This window comes from Streptomyces sp. NPDC043996 (assembly GCF_056435225.1).
This window is the reverse complement of sequence record NZ_JBWKEY010000005.1, coordinates 142,109-168,676: the sequence shown is the minus strand read 5'-3', so window position 1 is coordinate 168,676 and position 26,568 is coordinate 142,109. Positions and strand designations below refer to the sequence as shown.

Annotated in this window: 16 protein-coding genes; 7 read left to right on the top strand and 9 right to left on the bottom strand. The window is 74.0% G+C overall.

Annotated elements, in window-relative coordinates:
- Positions 1 to 60 precede the first annotated feature (60 nt).
- Together AC07A4_RS14895 and AC07A4_RS14890 are read right to left on the bottom strand one after the other, a co-directional pair.
- Positions 61 to 1,365 carry a sugar ABC transporter permease gene (locus AC07A4_RS14895; protein ID WP_478597841.1) on the bottom strand — a complete coding sequence of 435 codons (1,305 nt, stop codon included), beginning with the start codon at positions 1,363 to 1,365 and terminating at the stop codon, positions 61 to 63.
- 211 nt (positions 1,366 to 1,576) lie between these two features.
- Positions 1,577 to 2,707 (bottom strand): MFS transporter, encoded by a 1,131-nt coding sequence (locus AC07A4_RS14890; RefSeq protein WP_478598895.1) that lies wholly within the window; start codon positions 2,705 to 2,707, stop codon positions 1,577 to 1,579.
- Positions 2,708 to 3,117: 410 nt separating this feature from the next.
- Here AC07A4_RS14890 and AC07A4_RS14885 point away from each other — a divergent pair, with 410 nt between their 5' ends.
- From AC07A4_RS14885 to AC07A4_RS14855, 7 genes are all read left to right on the top strand, one after another.
- Entirely contained in the window at positions 3,118 to 4,035 is a 918-nt protein-coding gene (locus AC07A4_RS14885) for a hypothetical protein (RefSeq protein WP_478597839.1), read from the top strand.
- Positions 4,036 to 4,289: 254 nt separating this feature from the next.
- Complete coding sequence (locus AC07A4_RS14880; RefSeq protein WP_478597837.1) at positions 4,290 to 5,036, top strand: sigma-70 family RNA polymerase sigma factor; 747 nt, start codon at positions 4,290 to 4,292, stop codon at positions 5,034 to 5,036.
- Between the two features lie 255 nt (positions 5,037 to 5,291).
- Positions 5,292 to 6,509, top strand: a complete 1,218-nt coding sequence (locus tag AC07A4_RS14875; RefSeq protein ID WP_478598893.1) for a glycosyltransferase 87 family protein — start codon at positions 5,292 to 5,294, stop codon at positions 6,507 to 6,509.
- 150 nt (positions 6,510 to 6,659) lie between these two features.
- Complete coding sequence (locus AC07A4_RS14870) at positions 6,660 to 7,913, top strand: sensor histidine kinase (RefSeq protein ID WP_478598892.1); 1,254 nt, start codon at positions 6,660 to 6,662, stop codon at positions 7,911 to 7,913.
- A complete protein-coding gene (locus AC07A4_RS14865) occupies positions 7,901 to 8,584 on the top strand; it encodes a response regulator transcription factor (protein ID WP_478597835.1) in 684 nt (227 codons plus the stop codon). The genes AC07A4_RS14870 and AC07A4_RS14865 overlap by 13 nt, the downstream gene beginning before the upstream one ends.
- Positions 8,585 to 8,692: 108 nt before the next feature.
- The gene (locus tag AC07A4_RS14860; protein ID WP_478597833.1) at positions 8,693 to 9,772 is read left to right on the top strand and encodes an ATP-binding cassette domain-containing protein; all 1,080 of its coding nucleotides are present in this window, start codon (positions 8,693 to 8,695) and stop codon (positions 9,770 to 9,772) included.
- Positions 9,769 to 10,560: an ABC transporter permease gene (locus AC07A4_RS14855; protein WP_478597831.1), complete on the top strand. Its 792-nt coding sequence runs from the start codon at positions 9,769 to 9,771 to the stop codon at positions 10,558 to 10,560. The genes AC07A4_RS14860 and AC07A4_RS14855 overlap by 4 nt, the downstream gene beginning before the upstream one ends.
- On the opposite strand, the gene AC07A4_RS14850 is transcribed toward AC07A4_RS14855, so the two are convergent.
- The 7 genes from AC07A4_RS14850 to AC07A4_RS14820 form a co-directional block, all read right to left on the bottom strand.
- Positions 10,502 to 13,657 (bottom strand): ATP-binding protein, encoded by a 3,156-nt coding sequence (locus AC07A4_RS14850; protein WP_478597829.1) that lies wholly within the window; start codon positions 13,655 to 13,657, stop codon positions 10,502 to 10,504. The two genes, AC07A4_RS14855 and AC07A4_RS14850, sit on opposite strands and share 59 nt — an antisense overlap.
- A gap of 181 nt (positions 13,658 to 13,838) precedes the next feature.
- Entirely contained in the window at positions 13,839 to 15,524 is a 1,686-nt protein-coding gene (locus tag AC07A4_RS14845; protein ID WP_478597827.1) for an SWIM zinc finger family protein, read from the bottom strand.
- 88 nt (positions 15,525 to 15,612) lie between these two features.
- On the bottom strand, positions 15,613 to 18,198 hold the full coding sequence (locus AC07A4_RS14840) for a GmrSD restriction endonuclease domain-containing protein (RefSeq protein ID WP_478597824.1): 2,586 nt from the start codon (positions 18,196 to 18,198) through the stop codon (positions 15,613 to 15,615).
- A gap of 152 nt (positions 18,199 to 18,350) precedes the next feature.
- A complete protein-coding gene (locus AC07A4_RS14835; RefSeq protein ID WP_478597822.1) occupies positions 18,351 to 19,583 on the bottom strand; it encodes a TIGR02679 domain-containing protein in 1,233 nt (410 codons plus the stop codon).
- Positions 19,576 to 23,811, bottom strand: a complete 4,236-nt coding sequence (locus AC07A4_RS14830) for a TIGR02680 family protein (protein WP_478597820.1) — start codon at positions 23,809 to 23,811, stop codon at positions 19,576 to 19,578. The genes AC07A4_RS14835 and AC07A4_RS14830 overlap by 8 nt, the downstream gene beginning before the upstream one ends.
- Positions 23,808 to 24,962: a TIGR02678 family protein gene (locus tag AC07A4_RS14825; protein ID WP_478597818.1), complete on the bottom strand. Its 1,155-nt coding sequence runs from the start codon at positions 24,960 to 24,962 to the stop codon at positions 23,808 to 23,810. Before AC07A4_RS14825 ends, AC07A4_RS14830 begins: the two co-directional genes overlap by 4 nt.
- A complete protein-coding gene (locus AC07A4_RS14820) occupies positions 24,959 to 26,503 on the bottom strand; it encodes a DUF2397 domain-containing protein (RefSeq protein ID WP_478597816.1) in 1,545 nt (514 codons plus the stop codon). The genes AC07A4_RS14825 and AC07A4_RS14820 overlap by 4 nt, the downstream gene beginning before the upstream one ends.
- Positions 26,504 to 26,568 lie beyond the last annotated feature (65 nt).

Here is a 26,568-nt window from a genome sequence, read left to right as displayed (position 1 = left end):
GCGCGCCTCTGACGGTACGTCTCCTGGTACGTCTCTTGGTACGTCTCTTGGTACGCCGCCTCACGCGTCGCCCGGCGCCACGCGGCCCGTCAGCAGGGCGAGGCCCAGGGCCAGGAAGTAGTCGCCCCAGACCAGTTCGTGCCGGACTGCGGTGCCCGAGGCGGCGTCGTAGCAGCCGTCGAGGAGCATCCCGGCGGGCCGTGGCCCCTCTCCGGTGGTGAGGTGCGCGGTCACCAGGCGGTGCAGGACGGCGGCGGCGCGCCGGGTGCAGGCCGCGGTGTCCGCGCCGGGCAGCGCGGCGAGCTTGAGCAGCGCCACGGCGGTGATCGCGGCGGCCGAGGTGTCCAGGGGTCCTTCGGGCCGCGCCTCGTCGGCGGGCGGTACGAGGGGTCCGGTGAGGTCGCCGCCGAGCCACGCGGCCGCCTGGCGCAGCCGGTCGGGGCGCCAGAGTCCGGCGTCGGCACCGTCGGCGCCGTCGGCGGCGGCAAGGGTCAGGGCGTCGGCCACGGCGAGGAGCAGCCAGGCCCGCCCCCGGCTCCAGCCAGGGCCGGGGTCGGGCAGCGGCCGCCAGCCGGTGGCGGCCTCGTACCGCCAGGCGAGGGCGCCCGCGCGGCACAGGTCCAGATGCCGGTGCAGGTGCGACGCGGCGGCCGCGACGCCGCGCGGGCCCGCCGTGGCGAGCAGCGGCACCAGGCCGGGAACGGCGTCCGCGCGCGCCACGAGCCGCGGCCCGCCGAAGGCCTCGCCCCAGGGGACGAGGCCGAGTTCGGGGTCGAGGTCGGCGAGGCAGGCGCGGGCGGCGCGGGCGCGCAGGGCGCGGGCGGTAGGGCCGGTGTCGGCCGCGCCTGTGCCGGGCGGCCCGCCGGGTCCTGAGCGGCGGGACCCGCCGGAAGCGGATGGGGCACCGCCCAGGGGGCGACCGCCGCCCGACGGGACGGCACGCCCGGCGGCAGCGCCCGGCTGTCCGCGATCGGCCGGTGGAGCCGTGCCGTCCGGGGCGGCGGTCGCCGTCGGTGGGGAACCGCCGGCCGCGCGGGCGGCCGGACCCTCGGGGATCGTCCGGCGCCCGGCGACGGGCTCCGTCAGCCCGCCGCCGTCCCCCAAGGCCGTCCCGTACCAGAAGATGAGGCCCCGCGTCGCGGTGTCGGCGGTCGCCCACGCGGCCAGTCGCGCCGTGGCACGCGCCGCTGCCGTACGGTCCGTCAGGGAGCCCGTGGTGTGGGCGCGCAGCCACAGCAGGCCGGTCCAGAAGCCGCCGGTCCAGGCGCCCCGGCGGGTCGTCGTCCACACGCCGGTCGCGGGGTCCGCGTACAGCGGGAAGCGGTGCCCGGAGTCAGCGCCGGTCGCGGCGGCCCGGTCGAGCACGGCGCGCAGGGCGGGCGCGGCCCAGGGGGTGTGCGGCTCGGGGGTGTGTGACGCCGGGGCGTGCGACGCCGGAGCATGTGACGCCGGGGCGTGCGACGCCGGAGCATGTGACGCTGGGGTATGCGACGCCGGAGCGTGCGGCGCCGGAGCGTGCGGCGCGGGGGCGTGCGACGCCGGGGTATGCGACGCCGGGGTGTGTGACGCGGGCATCTCAGCGGTTCCCCCCGCGCTCCCGTACCGCCCACGTCAGACCCACCGCGCAGGCGGCGGCGAACTCCGCCGCCACCACGGTCCAGGCGACGCCGTAGTGGCCCGCGGCCGCGAGGAGGCCGAACAGGGGCGGGCCGACGGCGAAGCCCGCGAAGAAGCCCGCCGAGACCAGGGCCGAGTCCTGGCCCGCGCGGCCGGGCGCCGCGCGCTGCATCACCAGGACCATGGAGACCGCGTTGGCCGACACCGCGAACACGCCGACCGCGACCGCGCCCGGCCACACCAGCGGGGCCGCGGCGGCCGCGGCGAGCAGCAGCAGCGCCGCGCCCACCGAGCCCGCGGCGAGCCAGGCGGGCAGCCACTCCGCGCGGCCGGGGCGGGCCGCGCGCGACCAGCCGACGCGGCCCGCGATCCCGGCCACGCCGAGAACCGCGACCAGCGCTCCGGCCGCCGCCGGTGACAGGTCGAGGCGGCGGACGCCGTACAGCGCGAGGTAGGTGTTGACGGAGGCGATGCCGCAGCCGAGGAACAGCGAGAAGGCCGCGAGCCAGGCGATGGCCCCGCGCGGCACGAACGAAGCGGCGACCGGAGCGCCGGGCCGCGCGGGGGCCGTCCCGCCGCCCGTCCTGGGCAGCGCGCGCAGCGCCCACGCCGCCGTCACGACGGCCGCGCCCGCCGCCGTCCACACCGCGGCGCGCCAGCCCGACCACGCGGCGAGCGCGGTGAGCGGCAGACCCGCCGCGAAGGCGCCCAGCTGGACGCCGGACTGCTTCAGGCCGGTCACCGCAGCGCGCCGCGCGGGCTCGACGGACGCCAGGATCGCCTTGTTCGTGGCCGGGTTGGCGAGCGCCTGCGGCAGTCCGCCGAGCGCGACCGCCGCGAGCAGGAACCCGGCCCCTGGCGCCGCGCCGATCAGCGCGAGTGCCGCGGCCGACAGCAGCAGCAGGGCGACCAGGGCGCGGCGCGGGCCCACCCGGTCGACGATCCGGCCGCCGACGGGCGACAGGACGGCGGCGGTGCCGAAGCCGATCGTGGTCGTCAGGCCGAGCACCGTCGGCGACACGTCCAGCTCGTCCACCAGGCGCGGCCCGAGCGCGCCGAGGAGGAACAGCTGGAGCATGGAGAAGGCCATCGCGCAGGTGAGCAGGGCGGTGGGGGCGGGGCGCACGCGAGCCGCCGCAGCCGGTGGCCCTGGCGAAGCCGTGCCCCCGGCTGAGTCCCCGGCGCCCGCCGGTCCCGTCCGCTGCGTCGCCACGCGGCTGCCCCCTCTGTTCGCCTGGTGTGTCCGCCCGGTCATCCGGTGGGTCCGTCCGGCCTGCTCGCCCGGTCCGTCCGTTCGCCGCACCGGCCGCACCCGCCGCACCCGGCACGCCCGCCGGTCCGGCCGTCGCGCCGGTCGACAGTCGGCCGCCGCAGTAGTCGGACGCGGGCCCGCCCCGGTTCCCGGCGATCTTCGTGACCCGCGCCACAGGCCGGGTCGTCGGCGGAACATTCCGGACCCGCCCGCTGGCGCCGTCGCGCGGATGCAAAGATGAGGCCGCCATGACTGGGGGCCGAAGCTGTCGCGCGGTACGGGCTGCGGTGTTCGCGGCCGCCTGTGTGCTGCTCGCGGCCACCGGCCACGCCCTGATGTCCGCGTCCCCGCTGCCCTGGTGGGCACTGCCCGGCGCGGGCGCCGTCACGTTCGCGGGCGCCTGGTTCCTCGCCGGGCGCGAGCGCGGCGTCCTCACCGTCACCTCCGCGTCCGTCGTCGCGCAGGCCGCGCTGCACGCGTGGTTCTCGCTGACGCAGGCCATGACCCAGGGCCAGGCGTCCGGCGGTCCCTCGCTGGCCCAGCAGTGGGCCCAGCACCTGCTGTGCGGGGCGGGCGGCGCGGGGAGCATGTCGGAGGCGGACGCCGTGCGCGCCGTCACCGACGCGGGCCTCGCGGAGCGGATGCACGAGGCGGCCGGACACACCCGGCACTCCATGGGCATGCAGCAGACGGCGCTCCCCCCGGACGCGCTCGGCGCCTCGGGCGCCTCGGGCCTCTCCGGCTCCGCGGGCGCCTCCGGCGGGCACGGCGGCGCGATGGACGCCGCCGACACGATGAGCTCGATGCCCGACATGGGCTCGATGTCTGACCTGGGCTCAATTCCTGACATGGGCTCAATGTCCGGCATGCACGCCGGGCACGACATGGGTGGCATGTCACCGCTCGGCATGCTGGCCGCGCACCTGCTCGCCGCGCTGCTGTGCGGCCTGTGGCTCGCGTACGGCGAACGCGCGGCGTTCCGCATCGGCCGGGCTGTCGCGGGCTGGCTCGTCGCACCGCTGCGCCTGGCGTTCCGGCTGCCGCCGCCCCCGCACCGGCCGCGCCTGCGCCCGCGCCACGACCACGGCGCGCGGCGGCTGCGGCGGCTGCTCCTCGTCCACGCCCTCACCTCACGGGGTCCGCCCCTCGGGATCGCTGTCAGCTGACAGCCGGTTCCCCGGCCCGCCACGACGGCGTCCGGTGCGGCGCGCGAAGCGCCGTACCGCCCCTCGTCGTACGCGCGGACCGGGCATCGGCCCGCGCCGCTCAGGCGGCGCGGAGCCGTACGACACCTCTCACCGGCCGCGCCCCGGCGCGGCCGGTCCCGAACTCCGGATTCCCGTAAGGACATCAGGCGATGACCCCTGCCCTGACGACACCACCTGCCCGAAAACTTCCCTCTGGCCCGGAATGTCGACCGATGCCGCCGCACCGCGCGGACCAGCCGGTGAAGCCGCACCGCGCGGACCAGCCGGTGAAGCCGTACGGAGCGGAGCGGCCGACCCAGCCGCTCGGCGCGGTCGGCGCGGTCGGCACCGACCAGCAGCCCGCCAAGACGCTCGGCGCGCAGCCCGTCCGGCCCGTCAGGACCCGCCGCGCGCAGCCCGCACCGGCCCGCCGCACCGACGCCGCCGACGAGCCCGTCACGCGGCTCGCGCTCGCCGCGCGGGACGGTGACCCGGAGGCCGTCGACCGCTTCGTGCGCGCGCTCCACCGCGACGTACTGCGCTACGTCGCGCACCTGAGCGCCGACCCGCAGGCCGCCGACGACCTGGCACAGGACACGTTCCTGCGGGCGCTCGGCAGCCTGCACCGGTTCGAAGGGCGGTCTTCGGCGCGGACCTGGCTGCTGTCCATCGCGCGGCGCACCGTCGTCGACAGCCTCCGGCACGCGGCCGCCCGGCCCCGGCTCTCGGACCGCGACGACTGGCAGACCGCCGCCGAGCAGGCCCAGCCGCGCGGCCTTCCCGGCTTCGACGACGGCATCGCGCTCGCCGAACTGCTCGCCGGGATACCGGCGGAGCGGCGGGAGGCGTTCGTCCTCACGCAGCTCCTCCAGCAGCCGTACGCGGAGGCCGCCGCCGCCATCGGCTGCCCCGTGGGCACCGTCCGCTCCCGCGTGGCCCGGGCCCGCGCCACGCTGATCGAGGCCCTGGCCGCCGCCTGACGGAGCCGTCGGCGGAAGGGGGCGGCGCCGTCCGGCGCCGCCCCCTTCGCCCGGTTCCCCACCAGGTCCGAGCTGGGGCTAGCCCCACCCCGAAGACTCCATCTGCCTGTCATGACCGCACCCGGGGCGCGCGGCTGCAATGGTCGGGTGCTGATCCATCGGACGAAGACCTCCCTCGCCGCGGCCCGTCGTACCGGGCTCGCGCACCGCCGTGCCCTATGGGTCGGCGGCTGGCTCGCGGCCGCCGTCTGGGCGCTGGCCTTCCCTCTCGTGTCGGGCCTCGGGACGCACCGCGCGTGGGGGCTCAGCGCGGGCGCCGGATACACCGGTGCCGCGCTCGCCGCGTGTCTGCTGCCCCGGCCCCGGGCCCGCGCCCTGTCGGTGGGGTGCGCGCTCGCGGGCGCCGTCGTCGTCCCCCTGTCGCTGTTCCTGGTGACCGGGCACGGGCAGAGCGAGGTCGGCGTGATCGAGCGGTCGGGGGAGCTGCTCGTCAGCCAGGCGAGCCCGTATCTGACGGACCCCCAGACCGTGGGCGACTACACCCCCTACCTGCCCGGCATGGCGCTGCTCGGGCTGCCCCGGGCCCTGCTCGGCGACGACACGGCGGCCGCGCGGGCGCTCGGCGACGCGCGGCTGTGGTGCGCGGCCGTGTTCCTGCTGTGCCTGGTGGCGGGGCGGGCCGTCCTGGCCCCGCGCGCCAGGACCGCCGCGAGGGCCTCGTACCGCACCGGTCTCGCCGTGCTCGTCGCCTCCCCCGTCGTCGCGCTGCCGCTGTGCGTCAGCGGGGTGGACCTGCCGCTGGCCGGTCTGTGCTGTCTCGGTCTCGCGCTCGCCGCGCGCGGGCGCCCGCTGGCGGCGGGCCTCGCGCTGGCCGCCGCGTGCGCCCTGAAGTGGACGGCGTGGCCCGCCGTCGCGGTCGCCGCCGCGCTGCTCGCGAGCGGGCCGGGGGCGCGGGCGGCGGCGCGCTGCGCGGGCACGGCCCTCGCCGGGACGGTGGCCGCGGTGCTGCCGAGCGCGCTGCTCGCGCCGGGGCCGCTGGTCCAGCAGGTGTTCGCCTTCCCCGCGGGGCGCGGCGAGGTGGCGACACCCGCGGCGAGCCCCCTGCCCGGGCGCCTGCTCGCGGACCTCGGGCCGCTCGGCTGGTACGCGGCGGTGGCGCTGCTCCTGTGCGGCGGGGCCGCCGTCGCCGTGTCCCTGGTCGTGCGGCCGCCCGCGGGCGCCGTCGCCGCCGCCGACCGGCTCGCGGCGGGCCTGTGCCTGGCGTTCCTGCTCGCGCCCGCCGGACGGTTCGGGTATCTCGCGCTGCCGCTGGTGCTCGTGGTGTGGACGCGGCTCGCCGCGGGGGCGCGCGCGGGAAGAGGGGCGGGAACGTGGGGGAAAACCCTCCCCTCAAGTCGGGGGCAAGCCCACTCCCCGGCTGTGACCTGCGCGACTACGCTTTTCCTTGTTCGTGGAGTTCTACGGTACGAGTGACGAGTACGGGAGTTCGATGTGTCGCCGCAGGCCGCGCTGGTGCCGGGGTGCCCGGGGGACGAGCCCGTGGGCGGGAGCGGGCCCGGCGACGGGAGCGGGCCCGACGGCGGGAAGGCCCCCGGCCCCGCCCCCGTCGCGGTCTGGGCCGCGCTGCGGCAGCCGCCCCACCGTTTCCTCCGCTCCTCCTGGCCGCCGCGCGCCTTCGCCTTCCTCCTCAGCGGCGCGCTGCTCGGCCTCGGCGTCCTGGTGCTGCTGGTCGTCCTCGTCGCCAGCGGCGTGCTCCTGTCGGTGGCCGGCGTCGGCCTGCTCATCCTCACGGCGGCCGCGCTCTTCGGCATCCCCCTGGGCCGCCTGGAGCGCCGCCGGCTGCGCCTGGTCGAGCCGGTGCCCCTCGCGGACCCGCACACACCGTTGCGGGACGCCGGGGTGCGCCGGACACTGCGGACCCGCTGGAACGAACGCTCTACCTGGCGCGAGTTGGGGTACGCCTGGCTGCTCGCCCTCGTCTTCTCCGCCGCGGGCCTCGGCCTCACGGCCCTGGTGTTCCTCGCGGGCCTGCTCATCGCCTCGCCCGTCGTCGTGTGGGCGCTCGCACCGGAATCGGTGATGATCATCCCGGGCCGCGCGGTGCCCCACCCCCTCGCGGCCCTGCCGTTCACCGTCGTGGGTCTGCTCGGCCTCGCCGCGGCCGCGTATCTGGCGGCGCTGCTCGCGGGCGCGCAGGTGCGGGCGGCGCACTTCCTGCTCGCGCCCCGCGACGAGCCGCTGTCCCGGCGCGTGGTCGAGCTGACCCGCTCCCGGGTGCGGCTCGCCGACGCCTTCGAGGCCGAGCGCCGCCGCATCGAGCGCGATCTGCACGACGGCGCGCAGCAGCAGCTGGTGGCGCTCACCATGACCCTGGGCCTGGCCGAGATGGAGCTCGGCACCAGCAATCCGGCGGCGGCCGAACTCCTCGCGCGCGGCCGGGGCGAGGCCCGCCGCGCCCTGGAGCAGCTGCGCGACCTGGTGCGCGGCATCCACCCCCAGGTCCTCACCGACCACGGCCTGGCCGCGGCCGTCACGGAGGTCGCGCTGCGCCACCCGGTGCCCGTCACCGTGGACATCGACCTGCCGCACCGGCTGCCCGACGCCGTCGAGACCACCGCGTACTTCACGGTGACCGAGGCCCTCGCCAACGCGGCCAAGCACAGCGGCGCGGCCCAGGTGCGGATCGTCGGCGCGCTGGCCCGCGCCCGGCTCACCCTGACGGTCACCGACGACGGGCGCGGCGGGGCCGACCCCGCGCGCGGCACCGGCCTGACCGGACTCGCCGACCGCCTGGCGATCCTGAGCGGGCGGCTCGTGGTGTCGAGCCCCGTCGGCGGACCGACCGAACTGAGGGTGGAGGTGCCGTGCTCCGCGTAGTCATCGCCGAGGACGCCGTCCTGCTGCGGGCGGGGCTCGTGGAGCTCCTCACCCGCGGCGGCCACGAGGTGACCGCCGCCGTGGGCGACGCCCCGTCCCTCGCCCGCGCCGTCGACGCCGCCCGGCCGGACGTGGTGATCACCGATGTGCGGATGCCACCGGACTTCCGCGACGAGGGCCTCAGAGCCGCGCTCGAACTGCGCGCCCGGCACCGGGAACTGCCGGTGCTCGTCCTCTCCCAGTACGTCGCGACGGCGTACGCGACGCAACTGCTCAGCGGCGGCACGGGCAACGCCGCCCAGGGAGGCCTCGGCTATCTCCTCAAGGACCGGGTGGGCGAGGTCGCGGACTTCCTCGACGCGCTGCGCCGGGTCGCCGCCGGGCAGACCGTCGTCGACCCGGAGGTCGTCCGCGTCCTCCTGTCACGGCGGACCCAAGGCCAGCCGCTCGCCCGGCTCACACCGCGCGAGCGCGAGGTGCTCGCGCTGATGGCACAGGGCTTCAACAACCAGGCCATCGCCCAGCGCCTGACCGTCACCGAGGCCTCGGTCGTCAAGCACTCCAGCAACATCTTCGCCAAGCTCGACCTCGACCCCACCGAGGGCAACCGCCGCGTCCTCGCGGTGCTCGCACATCTGCGGGACGCCGTGGAACCACCGCCGTCGCCCTGAGCCCGCCCCCTGAGCCCACCCCCGGCGTCCGCGCGCCGCCACGGCCTCCCGGACCGCTGAAACCGCGCTGAAGCCGCCGTGAACCCGGCCCGCCCCAAGCTGTGCGCCATGACAACGACCAAGACGCCGACAGCGCACACACCGGCCGCGAACGCCCTGGCCATCGCGGCCCGAGGGCTGCACAAGGCCTACGGCGAGAAGAAGGTCCTCGACGGCGTCGACCTGGCCGTGCCGCAGGGCACCGTCTTCGCCCTCCTCGGCCCCAACGGCGCGGGCAAGACCACCGCCGTGAAGATCCTCTCCACGTATGTCACCGCCGACGCGGGCGACGCGCGCGTCGGCGGCCACGACCTGGCGACCGACCCGCGGGCGGTGCGTGCGGCGATCGCCGTCACGGGGCAGTTCTCCGCCGTCGACGGCCTGATCACCGGCGAGGAGAACATGCTCCTGATGGCGGACCTGCACCACCTCCCGCGCCGCGAAGGCCGCCGCACCGCCGCCGGACTCCTCGAACGCTTCGGCCTGACCGACGCCGCGAAAAGGCCCGCCGCCACCTACTCCGGCGGCATGAGGCGCCGCCTCGACCTCGCCATGACGCTGGTCGGCGACCCCCGCGTCATCTTCCTCGACGAGCCGACCACCGGCCTTGACCCGCGCAGCCGCCACACCATGTGGGGAATCGTCCGGGAGCTGGTGGCCGGGGGCGTCACCGTCTTCCTCACCACCCAGTACCTGGAGGAGGCCGACGAACTCGCCGACCGGGTCGCGGTGCTGCACGACGGCCGGATCGCCGCCGAGGGCACCGCCGAGGAGCTGAAGCGGCTCGTCCCTGGCGGACACGTGCGGCTGTGGTTCGCCGACCCGGCCGCGTACCGCGCCGCCGCCACCGCCCTGCGCGAGGGGGCCACCCGCGACGACGAGGCGCAGGCGCTGCGCATCCCGAGCGCCGGGAGCCAGCGCGAACTGCGGAGTGTCCTCGACTGGCTGGACGCGGTCGGCGTCGAGGCGGACGACGTGTCGGTGCGCACCCCCGACCTGGACGACGTGTTCTTCGCCCTCACCGGCGGCCTCGACCAGCCCCGCGTCGGCCAGCCCGGCCCCGACCAGCCCGGCCTCGACCAGCCCCGCCCCGGCCAACCCGGCGCCGGCCAACCCGCCCCCGCCAAGCCCAAGGAGTCCGTCCGTTGAGCTCCCTGTCCCTCGCCGCGCGCGACACGGCCACGATGCTGCGCCGCAACCTCCTGCACGCCCGGCGCTACCCCTCCCTCACCCTGAACGTCCTGCTCACACCGGTCGTCCTGCTGCTGCTCTTCGTGTACGTCCTCGGCGACGTGATGAGCGCGGGCCTCGGCGGCGGCACCGCCGACCGCTCCGCGTACGTCGCCTATCTCGTCCCGGGCATCCTGCTGATGACCCTCGGCGCCATCCCGGCCGCGACCGCGGTCTCCGTATCCATGGACATGACCGAGGGCATCATCGCCCGCTTCCGCACGATGGCGATCCACCGCGGTGCGGTGCTCATCGGGCACGTCGTGGGCACCGTGCTGCGGGCGGTCATCAGCGTGGTCGTCGTCGGCGCCGTCGCGGTGGCCATCGGCTTCCGGACCACGGACGCCACGGCGGTGGAGTGGCTCGCGGCCCTCGGGCTGCTCACGCTGGTCGCCACCGCGTTCGCCTGGATCGCCGTCGCGGTGGGCCTGGCCAGCCCGAACGTCGAGGCGGCCAGCAACAACGCGCTGCCGCTGCTGATGCTGCCGTTCCTCTCCAGCGCCTTCGTCCCCGTCGAGGCGATGCCGGGCTGGTTCCAGCCGGTCGCCGAGTACCAGCCGTTCAGCCCGGCCATCGAGACCCTGCGCGGCCTGCTCCTCGGCGGCGGGATCGGCGGCGACGGGTGGCTCGCGGTCGGCTGGTGCCTGGTCATCGGCGGGTTCGGCTACGCCTGGTCGACGTCCCTGTTCCACCGCGACCCGCGATGAGCGCGCGGGCCGCCGCCCGCAACTCCTCGCGCCCCAGGGCGGCGTACTCCGACACCGCGTCGGCGTACGCCGCCCGGTCGGCGTCCTCGGCCGCCCGCCGCGCACGGGGCGCCGACATCGTCGGCTGGAAGTCCCGCAGCGCGCCAAGCCGTTCGGCGAGCGCGACCATCCGTACGGCGCCGGTGTCCCCCGACGCGAGCCCCACCACGCCGAGCGCGTGCAGCACCGTACCGATCACGGGGAGCCCCACGGCGGTGCCGCCCGGTCCTGACAGGAGCGTCCGCAGCCGCTGCCGCAGCCGGTCGACCGGCTCCGCGACGAGCTCGACGCGGTCGGCGTGGGCGTGCGCCGTCACCGCCGCCGACTGGAGCCGCAGCGCCCACGGGTCGAGCCACGGGTCGCCGACCGACATCGAACCGTCCACGGGCAGCCGCTCCAGGGCGCCGCGCCACAGGCCGAGCCCGGTCTCCGTGCGCCCCCGGGCGAGCGCGATCTCGGCGTGCCCGGCGGACTCGGGGCTGTAGAAGGCGTCAGGACCGGCGGCCCCGTCGTCGGCTGCCTGCCGCAGCCAGTGCTCGGCCTCGTCGGGTTCGCCGCGCTGCAGGCAGGCGAGGGCGAGTCCGTGGCGGATGCCGCTGTAGTCGTGCGCGTCACCGAGGCGCGGCAACGCCTCGCTGGCCGCCGTGAGATGCCGGTACGCGACGTCCCCGTGCCCCCGCTGCAGGCTCAGCTCGCTCATCCGGGCGTGCGCCATGACCTCGAGGGACGGATTGTCGGCCCCCGCGAGGGCGGCGACCATCCGACGGGCGGAGGCGAGCACGCGTTCGGTGTCGTGCTCGTCCGTCCATACGTACGTGGCGACGCACTCCGCGAGGCCCGCGACCAGCGGCAGTTCGCTGGCGCAGAGCGCGCGCAGCACGTCGTGGCCGGGCGGCCGCATCTCGGGGATGGCGCTCAGCACGAGCGCGGCGGCGCGCAGCGGCGAGTCGGCGGGGGCCGGGGGCAGCCGCCGCAGGGTGACGAGCTGGCGCACGGCCTGCGGGCCGTAGTCCATGAACAGGCTCCCCGTGCACAACGCCGCGGCGGCGCGGGCGACTTCGACGTACGCGGGCTCGGGACGGTAGTGCGAGAGCGGCGGTCCGGTGTCGGCGGCGAGCGTGAGGACGCGGGGGTAGCTGAGGTCCGTCGACCACAGCGCGGCGAGTACGGCGGTGAGGGCGGCGGTGGCGGGTCCGTCCCCGCGGGCGAGGGCGTGCCGCAGAGCCGCCACCAGGTTGTCCTGCTCGGGTGTGATCCGCTCCCTGGCGGCGGCCGGCGCCGGGCCGACCAGCGTGTCGTAGTGCGCGACCCCGAAGTCCCGCGCCCAGGCGAGGAACCGGCCGACGGCCTCCTCTTCCCCGCCCGCCTCCGCGCGGCGGGACGCGCTGAACTCCCGTACGGTCTCCAGCATCGCGAACCGCGCCCCGGCCGGGGTGTCGGTGACGGTGAGCAGCGACTGTCCCGCCAGCTGTTCGAGGACGAACAGCGCGTCCCCGCCGAGCACGTGCTCCGCGGCCTCGGCGCCGAAGCCGCCGGGGAAGAGGGAGAGGACGCGCAGCGCGGCCCTGGCGTCGTCACCGAGGAGGTTCCAGCTCCACTCCACGACCGCGTGCAGCGTGCGGTGGCGCTCGGGCGCGTCCCGGGCGCCGCCGCGCAGCAGCGCGAACCGGTCGCCGAGGCGGCGGGCGACCTCCGGCACCGACAGGACCCGTACGCGCGCGGCGGCCAGCTCCACGGCCAGCGGCAGCCCGTCGAGGTGGCGGCAGAGACCGGTGACCGCGTCGGGGGGCAGCTCCACGCCGGTCCTGGCGGCCCGGGCCCGCTGTGCGAACAGCTCGACGCAGGCGTCGAGGCCCAGTTCGGGCAGCGCGTACACCGCCTCCGACGTGAGGCCGAGGGGTGCCCGGCTGGTCACGAGCACCCGCAGCCGCGCCGCGGCCGAGACAAGGGCGTGGACGAGGCCGGCGGCGCCCCGGATGACGTGCTCGCAGTTGTCGAGCACCAGCAGCGCGTCCCCGGAGCCGAGCACGCCCCGGATGCCCGCCACCGGGTCGGCCGGGGCGGGGCCGCCCATGACGCCGTGCCGCCCCTCCCCCACGCCGAGCGCGGCGGCCACCTCCGTGGCCACGTCCTCGTCCGCGCTGACCCCGGCGAGCGGCACGAAGTACACGACGCGCTGCTCGGCCGCGCGGCTGACGGCGTGCGCGAGGCGGGTCTTGCCGAGGCCGCCGGGGCCGACGACGGCGACGGCGCGGGAGGTCCGAAGGAGCCGTTCCACCGCGGCGACGTCCTCGTCCCTGCCGAGCAGCGGGTTGGGCTCGTGCGGCACGCCGTGGCGCACGGGTGGCGCCTCGCCCCGCAGCAACTCCCCCTGGACGGCCTTGAGTCCGCTCCCGGGCTCGGCACCGAGCTCGTCGCGCAGCTCGCGCCGGTACGCCTCGTACCGCGCGAGCGCCGCGGCCGGTCCCGCCGTCGCGGCCTCGGCGCGCAGCAGTTCGGCGAGCACCTCCTCGTCGCGCGCGTGCTCCGCGGCGACCGCGGCCAGCGGCCCGGCGGCCTCCGCGTGCCGCCCGAGCCGGGCGAGCGCCAGGGCCCGCCCGCGCACGAGGGCGCTTCGCGCGGGGGCGCGCTCACCGCGAAGGACCGCCACGGGGTCGTCGCCCTCCTCGCCTCCCCCGTCCCACAGAGCGAGCCCGGCCTCGGCGGCGGCCAGCGCCCCCGCGTGGTCCCCCGCCCTGGCCCGCGCCGCGCTCTCCTCCACGCGCAGCAGCAGCGCGGAACTGTCGACCTGCTCTGCGGCGAGCCCGAGCCGGTACCCCACCGGCGTACTGACGACGACATCGGCCCCCAGCGCCGCCCGCGCCCGCGACACGAGCACCTGCACGGCCTTCACCGGCCGCTCCGGCAACTCCCCCGGCCACAACCCCGCCACGAGCCGCTCCGTACCGCACCCACCCCGCAAGTCCCCCGCGAGCAGCGCCAGAAGCCCCCGCAACCGAGGCGCGGTGACCTCCCGCCCGCGATAGGCGACACACGACAACAGGGTCAGCTCGATCACCCGATCACACTAACGAACCCGGCCCCGCGCCCAGCCCGGCCCGACGAGGGCCCTCCGACGGGCCTCCGCAGCCGCCCACCGACCACCGACCACCGACCACCGACCACCGAACGAACTCACAGGCCGAGCTCACGGGCCGAGCTCACAGGCCGAGCTCACAGGCCGAGCTCACAGGCCGAGCTCACAGGCCCAGCGCATCCAAGCGCGCCATCAGGTTCCGCTTCCGCCTCTGCCCGGCGCGCAGCGCGGCCACGTAGGCCATGAACTCCTGTTCCCCGCCCAAGCGCCGATGGCAGTCGCGCATGCTCAGGAGCAGGCTGGTCAGCCGCTCGTAGACCGCGTCGCCGGTCCGCCGCGTCAGGGGCTCGGCCAGCCGCAGGTAGACGGTGAGCGCGTCGTCGGGGCGACGGGCGCGGATGCCGTCCGCGAGGGCGAGCCACTGGCCTTCGTCGGCTCCGCTTCCGGTCGCGGCGTGCCAGGCGGCGTCGAGGTCCTCGTCATCGAGGAGCGCGTCGACGAGAACGGGTCCGCGGCCCCGACTCGGCCGGTCGGCCCCGGCCCCGGCCTCGGCCTCGGCGCGCAGCACGGCGAGGGCGCGCTCGCGCTCGGCCGGCCAGTCGTCAGCCGCCCGCGCGGCCTCCCGCAGCTGCCGGTAGGCGGCCAGGGTGGGGTGGGCGGCGAAGTACCGGCGGCGGAGCTCCACGGCCTGCCGGAGCTGGCCGTGGAGCGCGTAGCGGGAGCAGAGGTATTCGACCAGGTCGAGACAGACATCGACGAGGTCCGGGACGTCGGCGATGCCGCGCTCCGCCCAGCGCAGCGCCTCGTCCGGGCGACCGGCGGCGTCGAGCTCACGGGCGATGGAGGCATGAGTACCGCCGTCCGGGGCGAGGTCGGCCGCGTGCAGCGCGATCACCGCGTCCACATCCCCCTCCCTCCTGGCCAGGCGCTCCATCAGGTCCTTCTCCGCCCAGCCGCCGGGACAGCGTCGCCACGCCTCGGCCGCGAGGTTCCGCACCGTGGTGACCCCTTGGGCGCCGAGCACGTCCTCGTAGTCGAGCGGGTCGATGTCGATGAGTTCGCCCGGGTCGCCGAGCGCGTGCTCGACCAGCCAGCGCGCGAGGTCGTCCGGGTCGGGGCGGGCGGCGCGGCAGGCGGCGAGGTGAGCTTCGGCGAGGCCGGTCATCACCGCGCCGAGCAGCCCGTCGGAGTCGTCGACCCGCTCGTACGCCTCCGCGAGCTGTCGCAGGGCGTCGCGGCTCAGTCTGATCGCCTCCTCGGCGCGTCCCGTGCCGCAGAGCGCGGTGATCGCGAGCACCGCTTGCTCCGCCTGCTCGCCGTAGGCCCGCGCATCGGCGTGCTCGACGTATCCGTACCGTGCGTACGGGCCGATGTCGAGGAGTTCGCGGATACGGGCCCGCACTTCGTCGAGGTCTCCCCGGGCGCCCGCGGCACGCAGCTCCAGGCGGCGGCGGAGCTGTCGGTCCTGGTCGACCTGCTCCCGTACCAACGCGAGCAGTTCGGCCTGGGAGAGCCCCGCCAGCCAGCCGTCGAGCCCGGCGGTGCGCGCCCGGGCACGAGCGCGTTGCCGGGGCAGGCTCCGCTGTCCGGCGAGCAGGTTCAGTCCGACCGCCACGAGGTGCTTGCAGAAGTTGCCTTCCACGCCGTACGGACAACTGCACTGCCCCCGCGGTCCGTCCGCCGTGTCGAACTCCAGCTCCACCTCATAGGGGTCGGTTCCCTGAACCCTCGCGGTGGCCCAGCCGTCGCCGATCTCGGTCACGGTGACCGCGTCCCGATACCTCTGAGCGCGCTCGAAGGAGCGCGCACCCGCCCGCGCCCGCAGGTCCGCCTCGGTGTATCCGCTCATGGCCCGCCCTGCTCTCGCTCTCGCTCTCGTGCCGGGACATCCCCCGAACGACTCCGCGGCGCGACGGAACCGCGGAGCGGTCCGCGCGTCAGTCCGTCTCCCTGTTCTCCCACCGCTCGCTGAACCAGCCCAGCGTCTCGATCAGCAGCTGTCGACTGCCCGGGTCCTCCAGCACGGAGAGCCGGAAGCTGGGGCGGAGCTCCAGCTTGCCCTCGGGGATGGCGACACCGTCCAACCGGTTCAGCCTCTCCAGCAGTTCGGCCCGGTGCGCGCGGTCGGTGAACGGCTCGCGGTTCGCCAGGTATTGGAACACGACCTCGGCCACGCCGCCGCGTCCACCGCCCGGATACAGGACCAGCGGCCAGATGCCCGAGCCCGGACCGCCCGCGCTGCCGAGCATGAGGAACGCGCTGGTCGTGACCTCGCCGGAGCCGTGACCGACCCAGCCGCCGAGCTCCTCCCAGCCCGCCAGCAGCTCCCGCACGGCGGACACCGTCTCCGGGGTGTCGTCGGCGGCCAGCTGACGGAAGAACCTGGCGGCGCGGGTCTCCTCACCCCGCGACTCCCCACCGCCCCGCTCACCCGCCGCCTCCCCAGCCTCGGCTTCGGCCTCGGCCTCCACGACGAGCTGAGCGAGGTCATCACTCACCAGGCGCTGAGCGGGATCAGCCGCCCCACCAGCGGTGAAATGCACACCATCGGCCCTCAGCCGAGCACGCACATCACCACGGTCCTCCCCGCTCCACCGGAACCCTTCGGCGACCTTGCCGTCGGCGTTGAGCACCCGGTAGGCGTTCACCACCCCGTCGGTCTTGGCGAGATGGGTGCCCACGGCCTGGGCTCCGGACCCGATGAACGCCGCCAGGTCTCCGTACGACGTCCAGGTGCCGTGCGGAAGCGCCGCGAGGACCTGGTGGGCGAGGTGCCAGTCCCGGCTGCGCTCGGCACGTCCGACGCCGCTCAGGGGTGCGGGCCACAGCCGGACGGCCCGCTCCGCGAGGTCGTCGGCCCGGGCGAGGATCTCCCGGGCGCCCCAGCGCTCGGTGGCCGCGATGCGCCGGTTCAGCTCCAGGTGGCTGCCGTTAAGGAGCCCCTGCTTGCGCTCGAAGGGATGGTTCGACAGCTCGGCGTTCACCGCCGTCAGCGTCAGATTGCCGAGCGTGTGCTGCAAGCGGGCGTGCAGCTCCTCCGGGCTCTCGCCGTCGGCCGCGTCCTCGCGCAGCATCCGCATCCACTCCTCGCCCGGCGACTGCGGCATGACGTGTTCGATGGTCAGCCGCGCCGAGCCGAAGTCCACCGGCTCGGGGTGCTCATGGCTTTCCTCCAGACGCTGGAGCACGAGCCTGCGCTGGTTCGGCCGACCGTACTGATAGAAGGGCGCGGTGCGGATCTTGTCGCGCAGCTCCTCGTCGTCCGGCCAGAAGCGGTTGTCGGCGGAGAGGAGCTGACGCAGCCCGTCAGCCACCGGCAGGTCGCCGGGGAGCTGGGCGGGCACCGACTGGAAGATCCGGTTCAGGTTGTTCGCCGGCACCCGGCAGATCGTCCGCCGTACCAGGAAGCTCTCGACGTACGACATGGCCCGGGCGGTGTCGCGCTGGTCCAGCTCCCCTCGCGCCCGCCGGTCGAGCAGCAGCATCAGCGCGGGATGGGTCACCACGGCCTGCCAGTCGTGCAGTCGGCTCAGATGACCACGGACCGAGGGGTCGCCCTCCTCCGCCGGGTGGATCACCTTGCGGTAGTGCGCACTGCGCCGATGCAACTCCTTGATGTAGGCCTCGATGTCCGCCTCGGTCTGGGCGGCGCTCGTCTCCCGCCGCTCGAAACGCTGCTGCTGCGCGGCGTACAGATCCTGACGGCGGACCCGGTCGTCCCCGTCGAGCACCAGCTGCAGCCACATCAGCTGTTCGAGCTCATCGTTACTGAGGCTGCCCTGCAGCGGCAGCCAGTACGTCTCGTACACGTACTCACCACGCGTAGGCAGCCGCATGAACAAGTAGTTGCGCAGCAGATCCGCCTGACTGAGCTTCAGCCCGGTGTTGTTGAGCGACTCGAAGATGCGATGGACGTTGTCACCGCGCTCGGCGGTGACGGCCACCAACGTGAGCCGTGAGGTGATCGCCTCCTCGATGCGCAGGACGTCCTGCGGACTCGCCGGATCGGCCGCCTCGACGAGCTTGCGCCGGAAGAAGCGGTACGCGGTGGCGACCCTGTCCCCGGCGGCCTGCTCCTCCTGAACGCTGTGGATGTGCGCGGCGAACTGCGGACGATCCGCCTGAGTGGGCAGCAGCCTGAAGCGGTCGTCCCCCGTCTTCCGCTTGTTGATCAGATACTCCTCGTCGATCCGCTCGGCCTCATCCGGCCGCGCCGCGGCGATGTGATCGCGGATCGCCGCCAGCGCGAGGGACAGCGTGGTCAGCCGCTGCTGACCGTCGACGACGAGCCACCGGGGAAAGGTCGCCTCGTTCTGCGGGGACGGCGCGAGCACCACCGACCCCAGAAAGTGCGTACTCGCCGACGCCCCGCTCTCCAGCAGCTCGGCCTGCTCGAGAACATCGCTCCACAGCTGCCCCAGCTGCCGCTCCGACCAGGAATACGTCCGCTGATACAACGGCACCTGGAACTGCTGGGCCCGCCCCTGAACCAGATCAGCGAACAGTGTCTCTTTGGCCTGCATAGCGCCGCCCGTCCTCCCCTACCTCGCCCGGCCAGAGCCGTTTGGGAAGACGATAGGACCTACCGCCGACAGCCGTTCACCAACACCCCAACCGGACAACTACCCACGGCACCCCCTCCGGGCGCTCTGACCCGTCAAGAACGCGGCAGCCGTCACGCATGCGCCTGATCCAAGTCATCGAGGAGCGTGGCGAGGAGGGCCTCCTCGTGCAGTGGGGTGCGGTGCTCGGTGTAGAGGTCACGGAGCTGACGGAGTTCGGCTGCCTGATCTCCGGCGTGGGCCGGACAGTCCGTGAGGCCAAGGTGGCTGGCATACGTCCAGCTGTCGTATCGCCAGGTACTGGCAGCTGGCGCCGCGGAGCGAACCTGATCGACCACGACGAACCCCGCATCGTCGACGTCGGCCCGGACCGCGATCGTCCGCGTGCAGGCGGCGAGGCCGGACACCAGGTCGAGGGCCGCGTGGGACGGCATGCCGTCCGTGCAGATCAGCGCAGGGCACCGCGGACCCAGTTCGTCCGCGGCGGCCTCGACCACCGTGGGGTTCTCACAGACGTAGACCTTGATGTCAGCGGAAACCGACCAGGTCCCGGTGAGCGAGCGCAGCGACAGCCACAGCGGCTCACCACGAGCCGCAGCGCTCCACCGTGCGGCGGGCGCCTCACCGCGCAGGGGGAGATTCAGCACCAGAACACGCGAGGACACGCCGTCACACCGCACTCCCGCAGCGGCCCATGCGCGTCGCCAGTCCCGTCCTGCCCGCAGCGGCCGCGGCACACCGTACGCATAGGCGATCAGCCTCGACACCGCGCGGCCGAGTTGTTCCTTGTAGTCCAAGGCATGCGCGTCTCCGAGCACGGTCGCGGCCAGTTGGGCCAGCCGGACGCCTGGCCGGTCCGCGCCCGGGAGATGACGCCAGACCCGAACCGTCTCGTCCGCCAGGGCGCGGAGGTGACCGTCGCCTGGGCGTGGCATGCCGGGGTCAGCCAGCCACGCCAGTGCATGAGCGGCCTCGATTCCAGCGTCAGCCAGCTGCGCGACCGCGGCTGACCGCTCGGCGTCCGCCGTGGCCCGCTGCGCGGCGCGCACGCGCGTCAAACTGCCGAGAGGGGATCCGTCGAGGTTCTCCACGAACTCCCGTACGGTCAGTCCGTGGTCGTGCAGGGCGGCAGCGAGGTCCTTCAGTCGAACCGGTCGGCCGGAGGCATCCCAGGCCGCGCCTACCAGTCTGGCTACCTCGCGGCGCTGCGAGGCAGTGAGGGTGATCCGCAACGTGCCGTTCTCCGTATGGAAGCCTCGTTCGGCCCGCCGCCGTACGGCATCCAGCACGAGGGACGGTCCAGTCAGCCGGGCCCAGGCCATCAGCCCCTCGGGGAGTTCATTCATCGCCGTACGCTCCGAACAGCCCCTCGGCCATGGGCTCCGCCGCTTCGGCCGACACACCGAGACGGTTCACGTCCACCTGGGTCATGGCGCCGCCGCACCACAGGTAGGGCATCGCGTCCACGCCGGGCAGGTGTCGCTGGCGGGCCAGGTCGTACACCGCGACTGCCGGCACCGTCGGGTAGGTGCACCACTCGTCGTGTGCCGTGAGCATGATGTCCAGTTCGAAATCGACAGTGAGACCCATGAATGACGCCTTGATCGCGGCGTCCACGCCCGTCATCGCCTCGTCCAGCCACACCCAGCGCGGGGCATGCGGACCGGCCGCGTCGTAGGCGACGACCACGGCGGCGAACAGCGGCTGGGACAGCAGTACGACCTTCTCCCCACCGGACTTCGCGGCGTGCCTGGCCGAGTCGAACGCCGCCCACGTTCCGCCGGCACCCAGCCTGTACTTCAGTGAAAGGCGGAGCCAGTCCCGGTAGTCCAGGGCCCGCGCGAGCTGTTCCTTCCAGTCGGCTACGCCCTCGGCGGTCGCATCACCGCGGGCTTCATCGATCTTGCGGGCGAGGAAGGAGCGCACCAGTTCCTGCCGATCCGCCGAGAGCTCGGCGTACCCGCGCCCGAGCGCCGAGACGACCGCGCCGGCGTCGGGGTCCGTGGGATCGGCCTCGCAGTCCACCCTGACCACATGACCGTGCCGGGTCGGGTGCCTGGCCAACTGAGTGTTGATCTTGGCGAAGGTGTGGGTGGTGTGGTCGAGGCGATCCTTCAGGTGCTCGATGAACGTCGAGCCGAGGAGGGTGGTGAGTACGCGCTGCTGCTCGGCGTCGTATCCGTCCTGCTGCTGGCGCACGCGCTCCGCCAGCGCGTCGGCGGCTCTGTGCGGAGGTTGCCAGCCGTCCACCGGGTCAGCCAGGATCACGATCTGCTCGATGCCTGGGGTGCCCCGTTCGTCTTCCTCATCGAGCGCTCGGGCATCGCGGTTGGGGAGCAGTTCCTGTCGCAGCTCCTCCAGTTGCTGGTAGCAGCGGCGCCGCACCCGGTCCTCGTCCACGGCCAGCGCTGGAACGTCGAGCTCTCTCCGCGCGGTGGCTGCGAACTCGCGTGCGGACTGTACGTTGCGCCGTTCAGGCGACGTCAAGCCCACCGGTTCCGCCAGGCCTCCGTCCACAGCGGCCCAGAGCGCTGTCATCGCCGCGTCTCTCGCTTGTTCGGCCCGCTCCCGCCGCTCCTCGTGACCGTCCAGGACTTCCTCTGCGCGGGCGGCGGAGATCTTCGCCTCGGACAGGGTCTCCGAAAGCCGTTCGATCCGCCTTTCCAGGGCTGCGGTTTGGAGGTCGAGCTCGTCGCGTCGACGCAGCTGCGCCTGATGGTCGGTGCCGAGTACCGACTCCGCCGTCGTCAGTTGCACGGCGGCCTGCCGCAGCCTTCCTTCCAGCTCGGCGACCTCGGACTCGGCCGACTGCCGCTCACCTTGGCGTTGCTCGAGCACCAAGGAAGCGGCATCCAGTGCGTCCTGACGGGCCGCCAATACCTCCAGCTCGCCGGACAGCGAAAGGAGACACGACCGGAGGTCCTGCAGAGCCGCGGCCTGCCCGTCGAGGTCGCGCAGACCGAAGCGGTGGGCACCGGCGTAGTCGGCGAACCGCGCCCACGCCTCGTCCCGCCGGGTCAGGTGGGCCGCGTGTCGCCCTCGCTCGTCGCGGGCTTCGTCTTCACGGTCCAGATGGCGCCGGGCACGGTCGGCCAGCCTGACCACGGTCGCACCCAACCCCTGCTCGACCTTGTCGGGGAGCGCACGGTCCTGCTCGTCCAAATGCCCCCTCATTTCCGAGAGGCCCAGCAACTCGTTGTCCAACAACGCGAGTTCATCACCCAGCTCAGAAAGTTCCGCTTCGAGCCGTACGATCCTCCGCTGCCGGGCAGCCGCACGCGCCGCCGCGCCCAGATAGGCGGCGGGCCCGGTCGGCTCAGCGCGACCGACGAGTCCTCCCACCCGCCAGCCGCCGTCCGCAGCCACCCAGTCAGCGCCCTCATCACCAACCGGCTCAGCGGTCTCGCGCCAGCCGATTCCGGCGAGAAGACGTCGTACGACATCACAGCCCACTCCCCCTGCCGAGTCCGGCCGCAACACACTCAACAAGCTCTGCCCCGGCAGTACCTGGGCGGGCACCGGCTGCACATCGGCGACCGGCACGCCCTCCCGCGTCGACAGACATCCGTCCGGCGTGACCCATGCGTCGAGCAGCCCCGACGCGGCCAGAGCCGCCTCAAGCAGTGCCAGCCGGTCCTCCGCCACGTCCCGCGCGGGGTTGACGAGACGCCAGAACGGGGCGCCTTGCCCCTCCGCGAGGTCCGGCCGCTCGCGTCGCGCCCACACCGCCGGCTCCGGCGGTGAACTCTCGGTGCGCTCCCGCACAGCGGCCAGATCGGCTTCGGCTACGTCGCGACGGCCCTGCAGCGGAGAGCGTCGCAAGCGGAGCCGTTCCACCCGCCCGGCCAGCTCGTCGCGGGCCGCCGCCACGTATGCGCGCATCGCCTCAATGGGCGACTCTCCCTGCTGGACCTTCCCCGTCCGGGCATCGAAGACGGTCAGCTCATCGACCCTGTCGCACCAGCTGTCGACGAGTTCGACCGGGCAGCGGACAACGCGGGTGTCCACGGCCCAGTCACGAATCTGCTCGCGCAGCTCGCCTACCTGCCGCTCGGCCTCGGTCCGTGCCTCGTCATCTTCTTGGCGGGCCATGTCCAGGTGCTGTTCCGCACGCTCCACCGCATGAGCGGACCGCTCTGCCACGCGCTCGGTCTCGCCGTGTCCGGCCCGTAACTGACGCAGGGTCTCGAAGCGTTCGGCACGAGTGCCGTAGTCGGCCAAGAGCGCTTCGACGTCGCGGGCGGGCCAGTGCCGTTCGACGGAGTCCGCCAATCCGGATGGGTCAGCCAGAGCGCGCAACGGCTCCCCGTACGACCGTGCCTTCTCCTCAGCCTGACCGACCGCGTTCCGTGCCTTCTCGGCCTGTCGACCGGCATCGTCCATAGCGGACTGCCGACGGTCCGCCCGGTCCCGCGCCGCGTCCGCCTGATCCGACAGGCCGGACGCCATGCGGCGCAGCCCCTCCACTCGCTCGGCCGCGGACACCGCGTCCTGGTACGGGCGGGAGTCGAGCAACTCGCGCAACTCCGTACCACGGTCCTGCTTCTCCTGTTTGGCCTCGACGAGCTGGGATTGGGCAGTCCCCACCTGGGACCGGGCGGTCTCCAGGTGAGTCGCCGCCTTGTTCTTGCCGCGTGTGGTGTTGTCCAGAGTGGTGGTGGCCGTGGTGAACTCGTCGGCGCGTCGACGTATCACGACTCGCACCCACGGCCGCCACCCGTTGCTGACGAACCGCGCCACCGCCGTGGCAGCGGCCTCGGTCTGCTCCACCGCACGGCGCAGTTGCTCCAGGTGATCCCAGCCCTCGGCGAGCTGGGTGATCTCATGGCCCGACAGGGGCGGCAGGGCCGCGCGCAGTGTCTCGGCCAGGCTGACCGGGTTGAGCCGTTCCCCGAGTTTGGGCTTACGCAGCTGCTTGAGCAGGTCCGTGAGGTTGTCGTACGACTCGCTCGTCAAGCCGAACAGCTCCTCGGCCAGCCGTGCGCGGTACGCGAGGGCAGTGCTCGGCACCGCCATTCCGTCGATCTTCTTGAGTTCCTTCTCCTCGATCGCGCGGCCCGCTGAGACCAGCACGAAGTCCTTGCCGGGGCGCTGCGCGGTAGTGAAGTGCCAGGTGGCGACGGACCCACCGCCTGTTCCTCGCCGGGCACTCGCGCCCATGCCGCACACGAAGAACCGCGAGGCGCCGGCCTCGTCCCGGCGTCCGAACTCAGCCCAGGCATAACCGAGTCCCGAGTCAGCGGGGCCGCGTGGATCATCGCCCTCTCCTGTGGGCAGCAGGTTGAACCGCATGGTGCGGTGCTGTGAGCCGAAGGGGTCGAGCACCGAGGCGGCGATCTCGCCACGCAGCAGCATCAGCGTGGTCAGTTCGAGGACCTTGGTCTTACCCGCCCCATTGCCGCCGCGCAGCACCAATCGCCCGTCGGCGAACCAGAATTCCGCGTCGTCGTACTCCCAGAGATTGACGATGCCGACGCGCAGCGGCTGCCAGCGGGACCGGGTCGGCTCGGGCAGCCCGCCACCAGTGGCCGCGGCGAGCCACGCAGGTTCCAGCTCGGGCTGATGCGACATCATGGGTTGCGCACCTCCTCGAAGCTCGCTGCCACCGACGTCACCTTTGGGTCGCGGAACCGTGCCGCCGCTGGTGAGATCCGCCACCGGTGGGGCTCTGCCGCGGGCCGCAGCAGGTCCAGGGCTTGCAGCAGTTCCACGGCGTGCTCACGGATCGCCTGGCCCGTCTGGAGTTCCTTCGTCATGGCCTTGAGGTGGCGTCCGCGTACTTCGGCAGCGGAGCGGTCGAGCTGATCGTCGTCAAGCAGGCCCTCGTCGTCCTGACGGTCCAACAGCTCGCCCAGCATCATCAACGTGGCGAAGTCCACTCCTCGCAGGCGCGGGAACGGCAGGTCCGTGTCGCGCTCGTCGGTGACCACAAGGGCCAGCCCTTCGGCACGCTGTTCCGCCACCCAACCCGTCATCTCCGTACACCAGGCCACAATCCGATGCCGCTGACCTGCCAAGTAGCCGCGCTCGTCAGAGGTGAGGTCTTCCCAGAGGCAGACCGGGAGCTCGATGAGCCGACGCATCACGCCGAACCGGGCGGCCGGATCGGCCACCGCCCCCTCGCTCTCGTCGCCTTGGGTCAACGTCGCGCGCAGCGCGGCAGGATCCACCAGGCGCAGCAGCAGCTCCCGTCGCACCTCGTACGCTCCGCCGATCGCGTCCCGGTTGTGTGCCCAGCCTTCGCGCTGTTCGTCGGTGCCCCGGGCGACGGGCTGCAGCGCCCCGCTGTCCACCAGCAGCCCGATGGCCTTGACGAAGAGCTGCCGTTCGGCGAAGCGGTCCGGCTCGTACGGGGCGAGGCCGACGTCCTCATACCGAGTCAGTGCCCGCACCCGGTCCGAAAGGTCTTGGGTAGTCGTCACGTCCTCGGCGTCCTCAGCGCCTGCGGCGGCGAGGATCGCGAGCACCAGAACGCGCCGGGAGGGCGCGGCGAACCGTCGTGGCGCCGTGACCGTACGGCCCAGGGGCAACCGAAAGAGCCGTGCGGCGGAGTCGGTGACGACGAGCCGGTACGCCAGCCGGGAGGCGAACCACTCTGTCAGCACCGGCCGGTGCCGCGGATGCCGGATCAGGGCGAACAGCTCCGGATCCCGTCGGCGATCGACCACCGGACGCGCCAGCAAGCCGGTGAAAGCGCGCCGTCTCTGCTCCATGTCGCCGCTCATCGTGCGGGCTCCAGTTCGAACAGCCAGTTCGTCGTCACGAATCGCCCCCGGGGACTGTGCAGCACGGTGGTCGCGGGGCCGCCATCCGGTGGCGTCAGGCTCACCCGCCATCTCCCGTCTCCGGTCACCGCCGTCCGGGCTCCCGAGCCGGTCCTGCAACGGGCCCCACCGAGCAGTTCGAGCAGCAGGTCCAACTCCGGCTCGGACACCCGGTCCCACCCGGCGAGGCGGCTGCCGGAGCGGGCCCGGAGGGTCGCCTCCGCGTCGGCACGTGCGGCCAGAGCGGCGGCGCGTGCCCGCCGTGCGGCCATGCGTCCCGCGCTGTAGTCCACCGTGCTGGTCCTGCGGCCCACGGCGGACCGGGCTCCCTGCTCCCGAAAGCGTGCGGTGACCGGCGCTGCGGGCGCGTCGGCCCACGAGCGCGTGTGGTCGTCGGCGGCATCGGCGGGCAACATCAGGTGCCGCGCGGAGAAGAGGGCCGTCGCGGTGTCCCACATCCGCCAAGCGCTCTCCTCATCGGGCGCCTGCTCGATGGCCCGCGCCAGTCGCAGCAGTTCGGCCCGGCGCGTGACGGTGCCCCCGGTGTCCATCAGGATGTGCATGTTGCGTGCCCAGGGCGCCACCAGATCGCGCAGCTGACGCCGCAGTCGCCGCGCCTGCCCGGCGGCACCGGTGAACCAGCTGGACAGGGCCGCCCACGTCCGCGCCCACCTTTCCGCCTGGGTTCCCACGACGTCGTCTGTCGTGTCCTCGGCCAGCGCGGTTCGTGCGCAGGCCCGCCACACCGACTCGCTGAGGGCCGGGCCCAACTCGTCGATCAAGGCGGCGATCCGCGGAGTGTGTACGTCCACCTGCTCGCCCCACATGGCGACATAGGACTGCAGCGTGCGCCACAGAACCTCTTGCTTCTCCGGATCGGGGCCGCCGGACAGAGCGTGCGCCAGACTGCGCTGCCAGACGCGCGCGGCTGCCGCCATCCCCTGGTGCACCACGATGACCTGCTGGTATTCGGCCGCTGCCGCGGGGTAGCGCCGTTCCCGGACTGCCCGCGCGAACATCTCTAGGCGATCGTGGATCGCCCGCGGCGCGAGCGTCAGGTCCGCCGCGGCGTCCTCGTCAGCCCTCAGCTCCGACGCCCAGAACACATGCAGGCGAGCGGCCACTGGGGTGAGCTGGTAGCGGTCTCGGCGGCGCAGAAAGTCGTCACCAGTGCGCGCCGCGTCCTGCCAGCGCGTGAGGACGCCCCATCTGACGAGCTGGTCGAGCCGGGTATCCAGGCTGAAGCCCTCGGCGGCGGCCAGTCGGCCAACGGTCTCGGGCGGCAACCTCGCGGACAGATACCCGGGAACGCGTGCGTTGATGTCCTCGTACGACACTCCGACCAGGCTGGCGTCCTGCGCCTCCAGCAGGATGTCGAGGATCACCCGGTACTGGGCGGCGTACCGGGAGACGAGGTACGCGGGTACCAGCTCCTGGCCGGGCAGATGCCCCGCCCATGGGTCCGGTCGGCTGGGCTCGGGCAGCACCTCGTCCTCCGGCATAGCCATCAGCGTAGGTTCAACTGCCTTCCGTTTAAGGCAGGTTGGCCTGACTGCCGCTTGGCCAT

Bases quoted from the DNA above. Each gene is read 5' to 3' on its own strand.
- AC07A4_RS14890 (WP_478598895.1), bottom strand. From the start codon at position 2,707: ATGGCCTTCTCCATGCTCCAGCTGTTCCTCCTCGGCGCGCTCGGGCCG.
- AC07A4_RS14885 (WP_478597839.1), top strand. From the start codon at position 3,118: ATGACTGGGGGCCGAAGCTGTCGCGCGGTACGGGCTGCGGTGTTCGCG.
- AC07A4_RS14835 (WP_478597822.1), bottom strand. From the start codon at position 19,583: ATGAATGAACTCCCCGAGGGGCTGATGGCCTGGGCCCGGCTGACTGGA.
- AC07A4_RS14820 (WP_478597816.1), bottom strand. From the start codon at position 26,503: ATGCCGGAGGACGAGGTGCTGCCCGAGCCCAGCCGACCGGACCCATGG.
- AC07A4_RS14825 (WP_478597818.1), bottom strand. From the start codon at position 24,962: ATGAGCGGCGACATGGAGCAGAGACGGCGCGCTTTCACCGGCTTGCTG.
- AC07A4_RS14880 (WP_478597837.1), top strand. From the start codon at position 4,290: ATGCCGCCGCACCGCGCGGACCAGCCGGTGAAGCCGCACCGCGCGGAC.
- AC07A4_RS14860 (WP_478597833.1), top strand. From the start codon at position 8,693: ATGACAACGACCAAGACGCCGACAGCGCACACACCGGCCGCGAACGCC.
- AC07A4_RS14840 (WP_478597824.1), bottom strand. From the start codon at position 18,198: ATGCAGGCCAAAGAGACACTGTTCGCTGATCTGGTTCAGGGGCGGGCC.
- AC07A4_RS14845 (WP_478597827.1), bottom strand. From the start codon at position 15,524: ATGAGCGGATACACCGAGGCGGACCTGCGGGCGCGGGCGGGTGCGCGC.
- AC07A4_RS14830 (WP_478597820.1), bottom strand. From the start codon at position 23,811: ATGATGTCGCATCAGCCCGAGCTGGAACCTGCGTGGCTCGCCGCGGCC.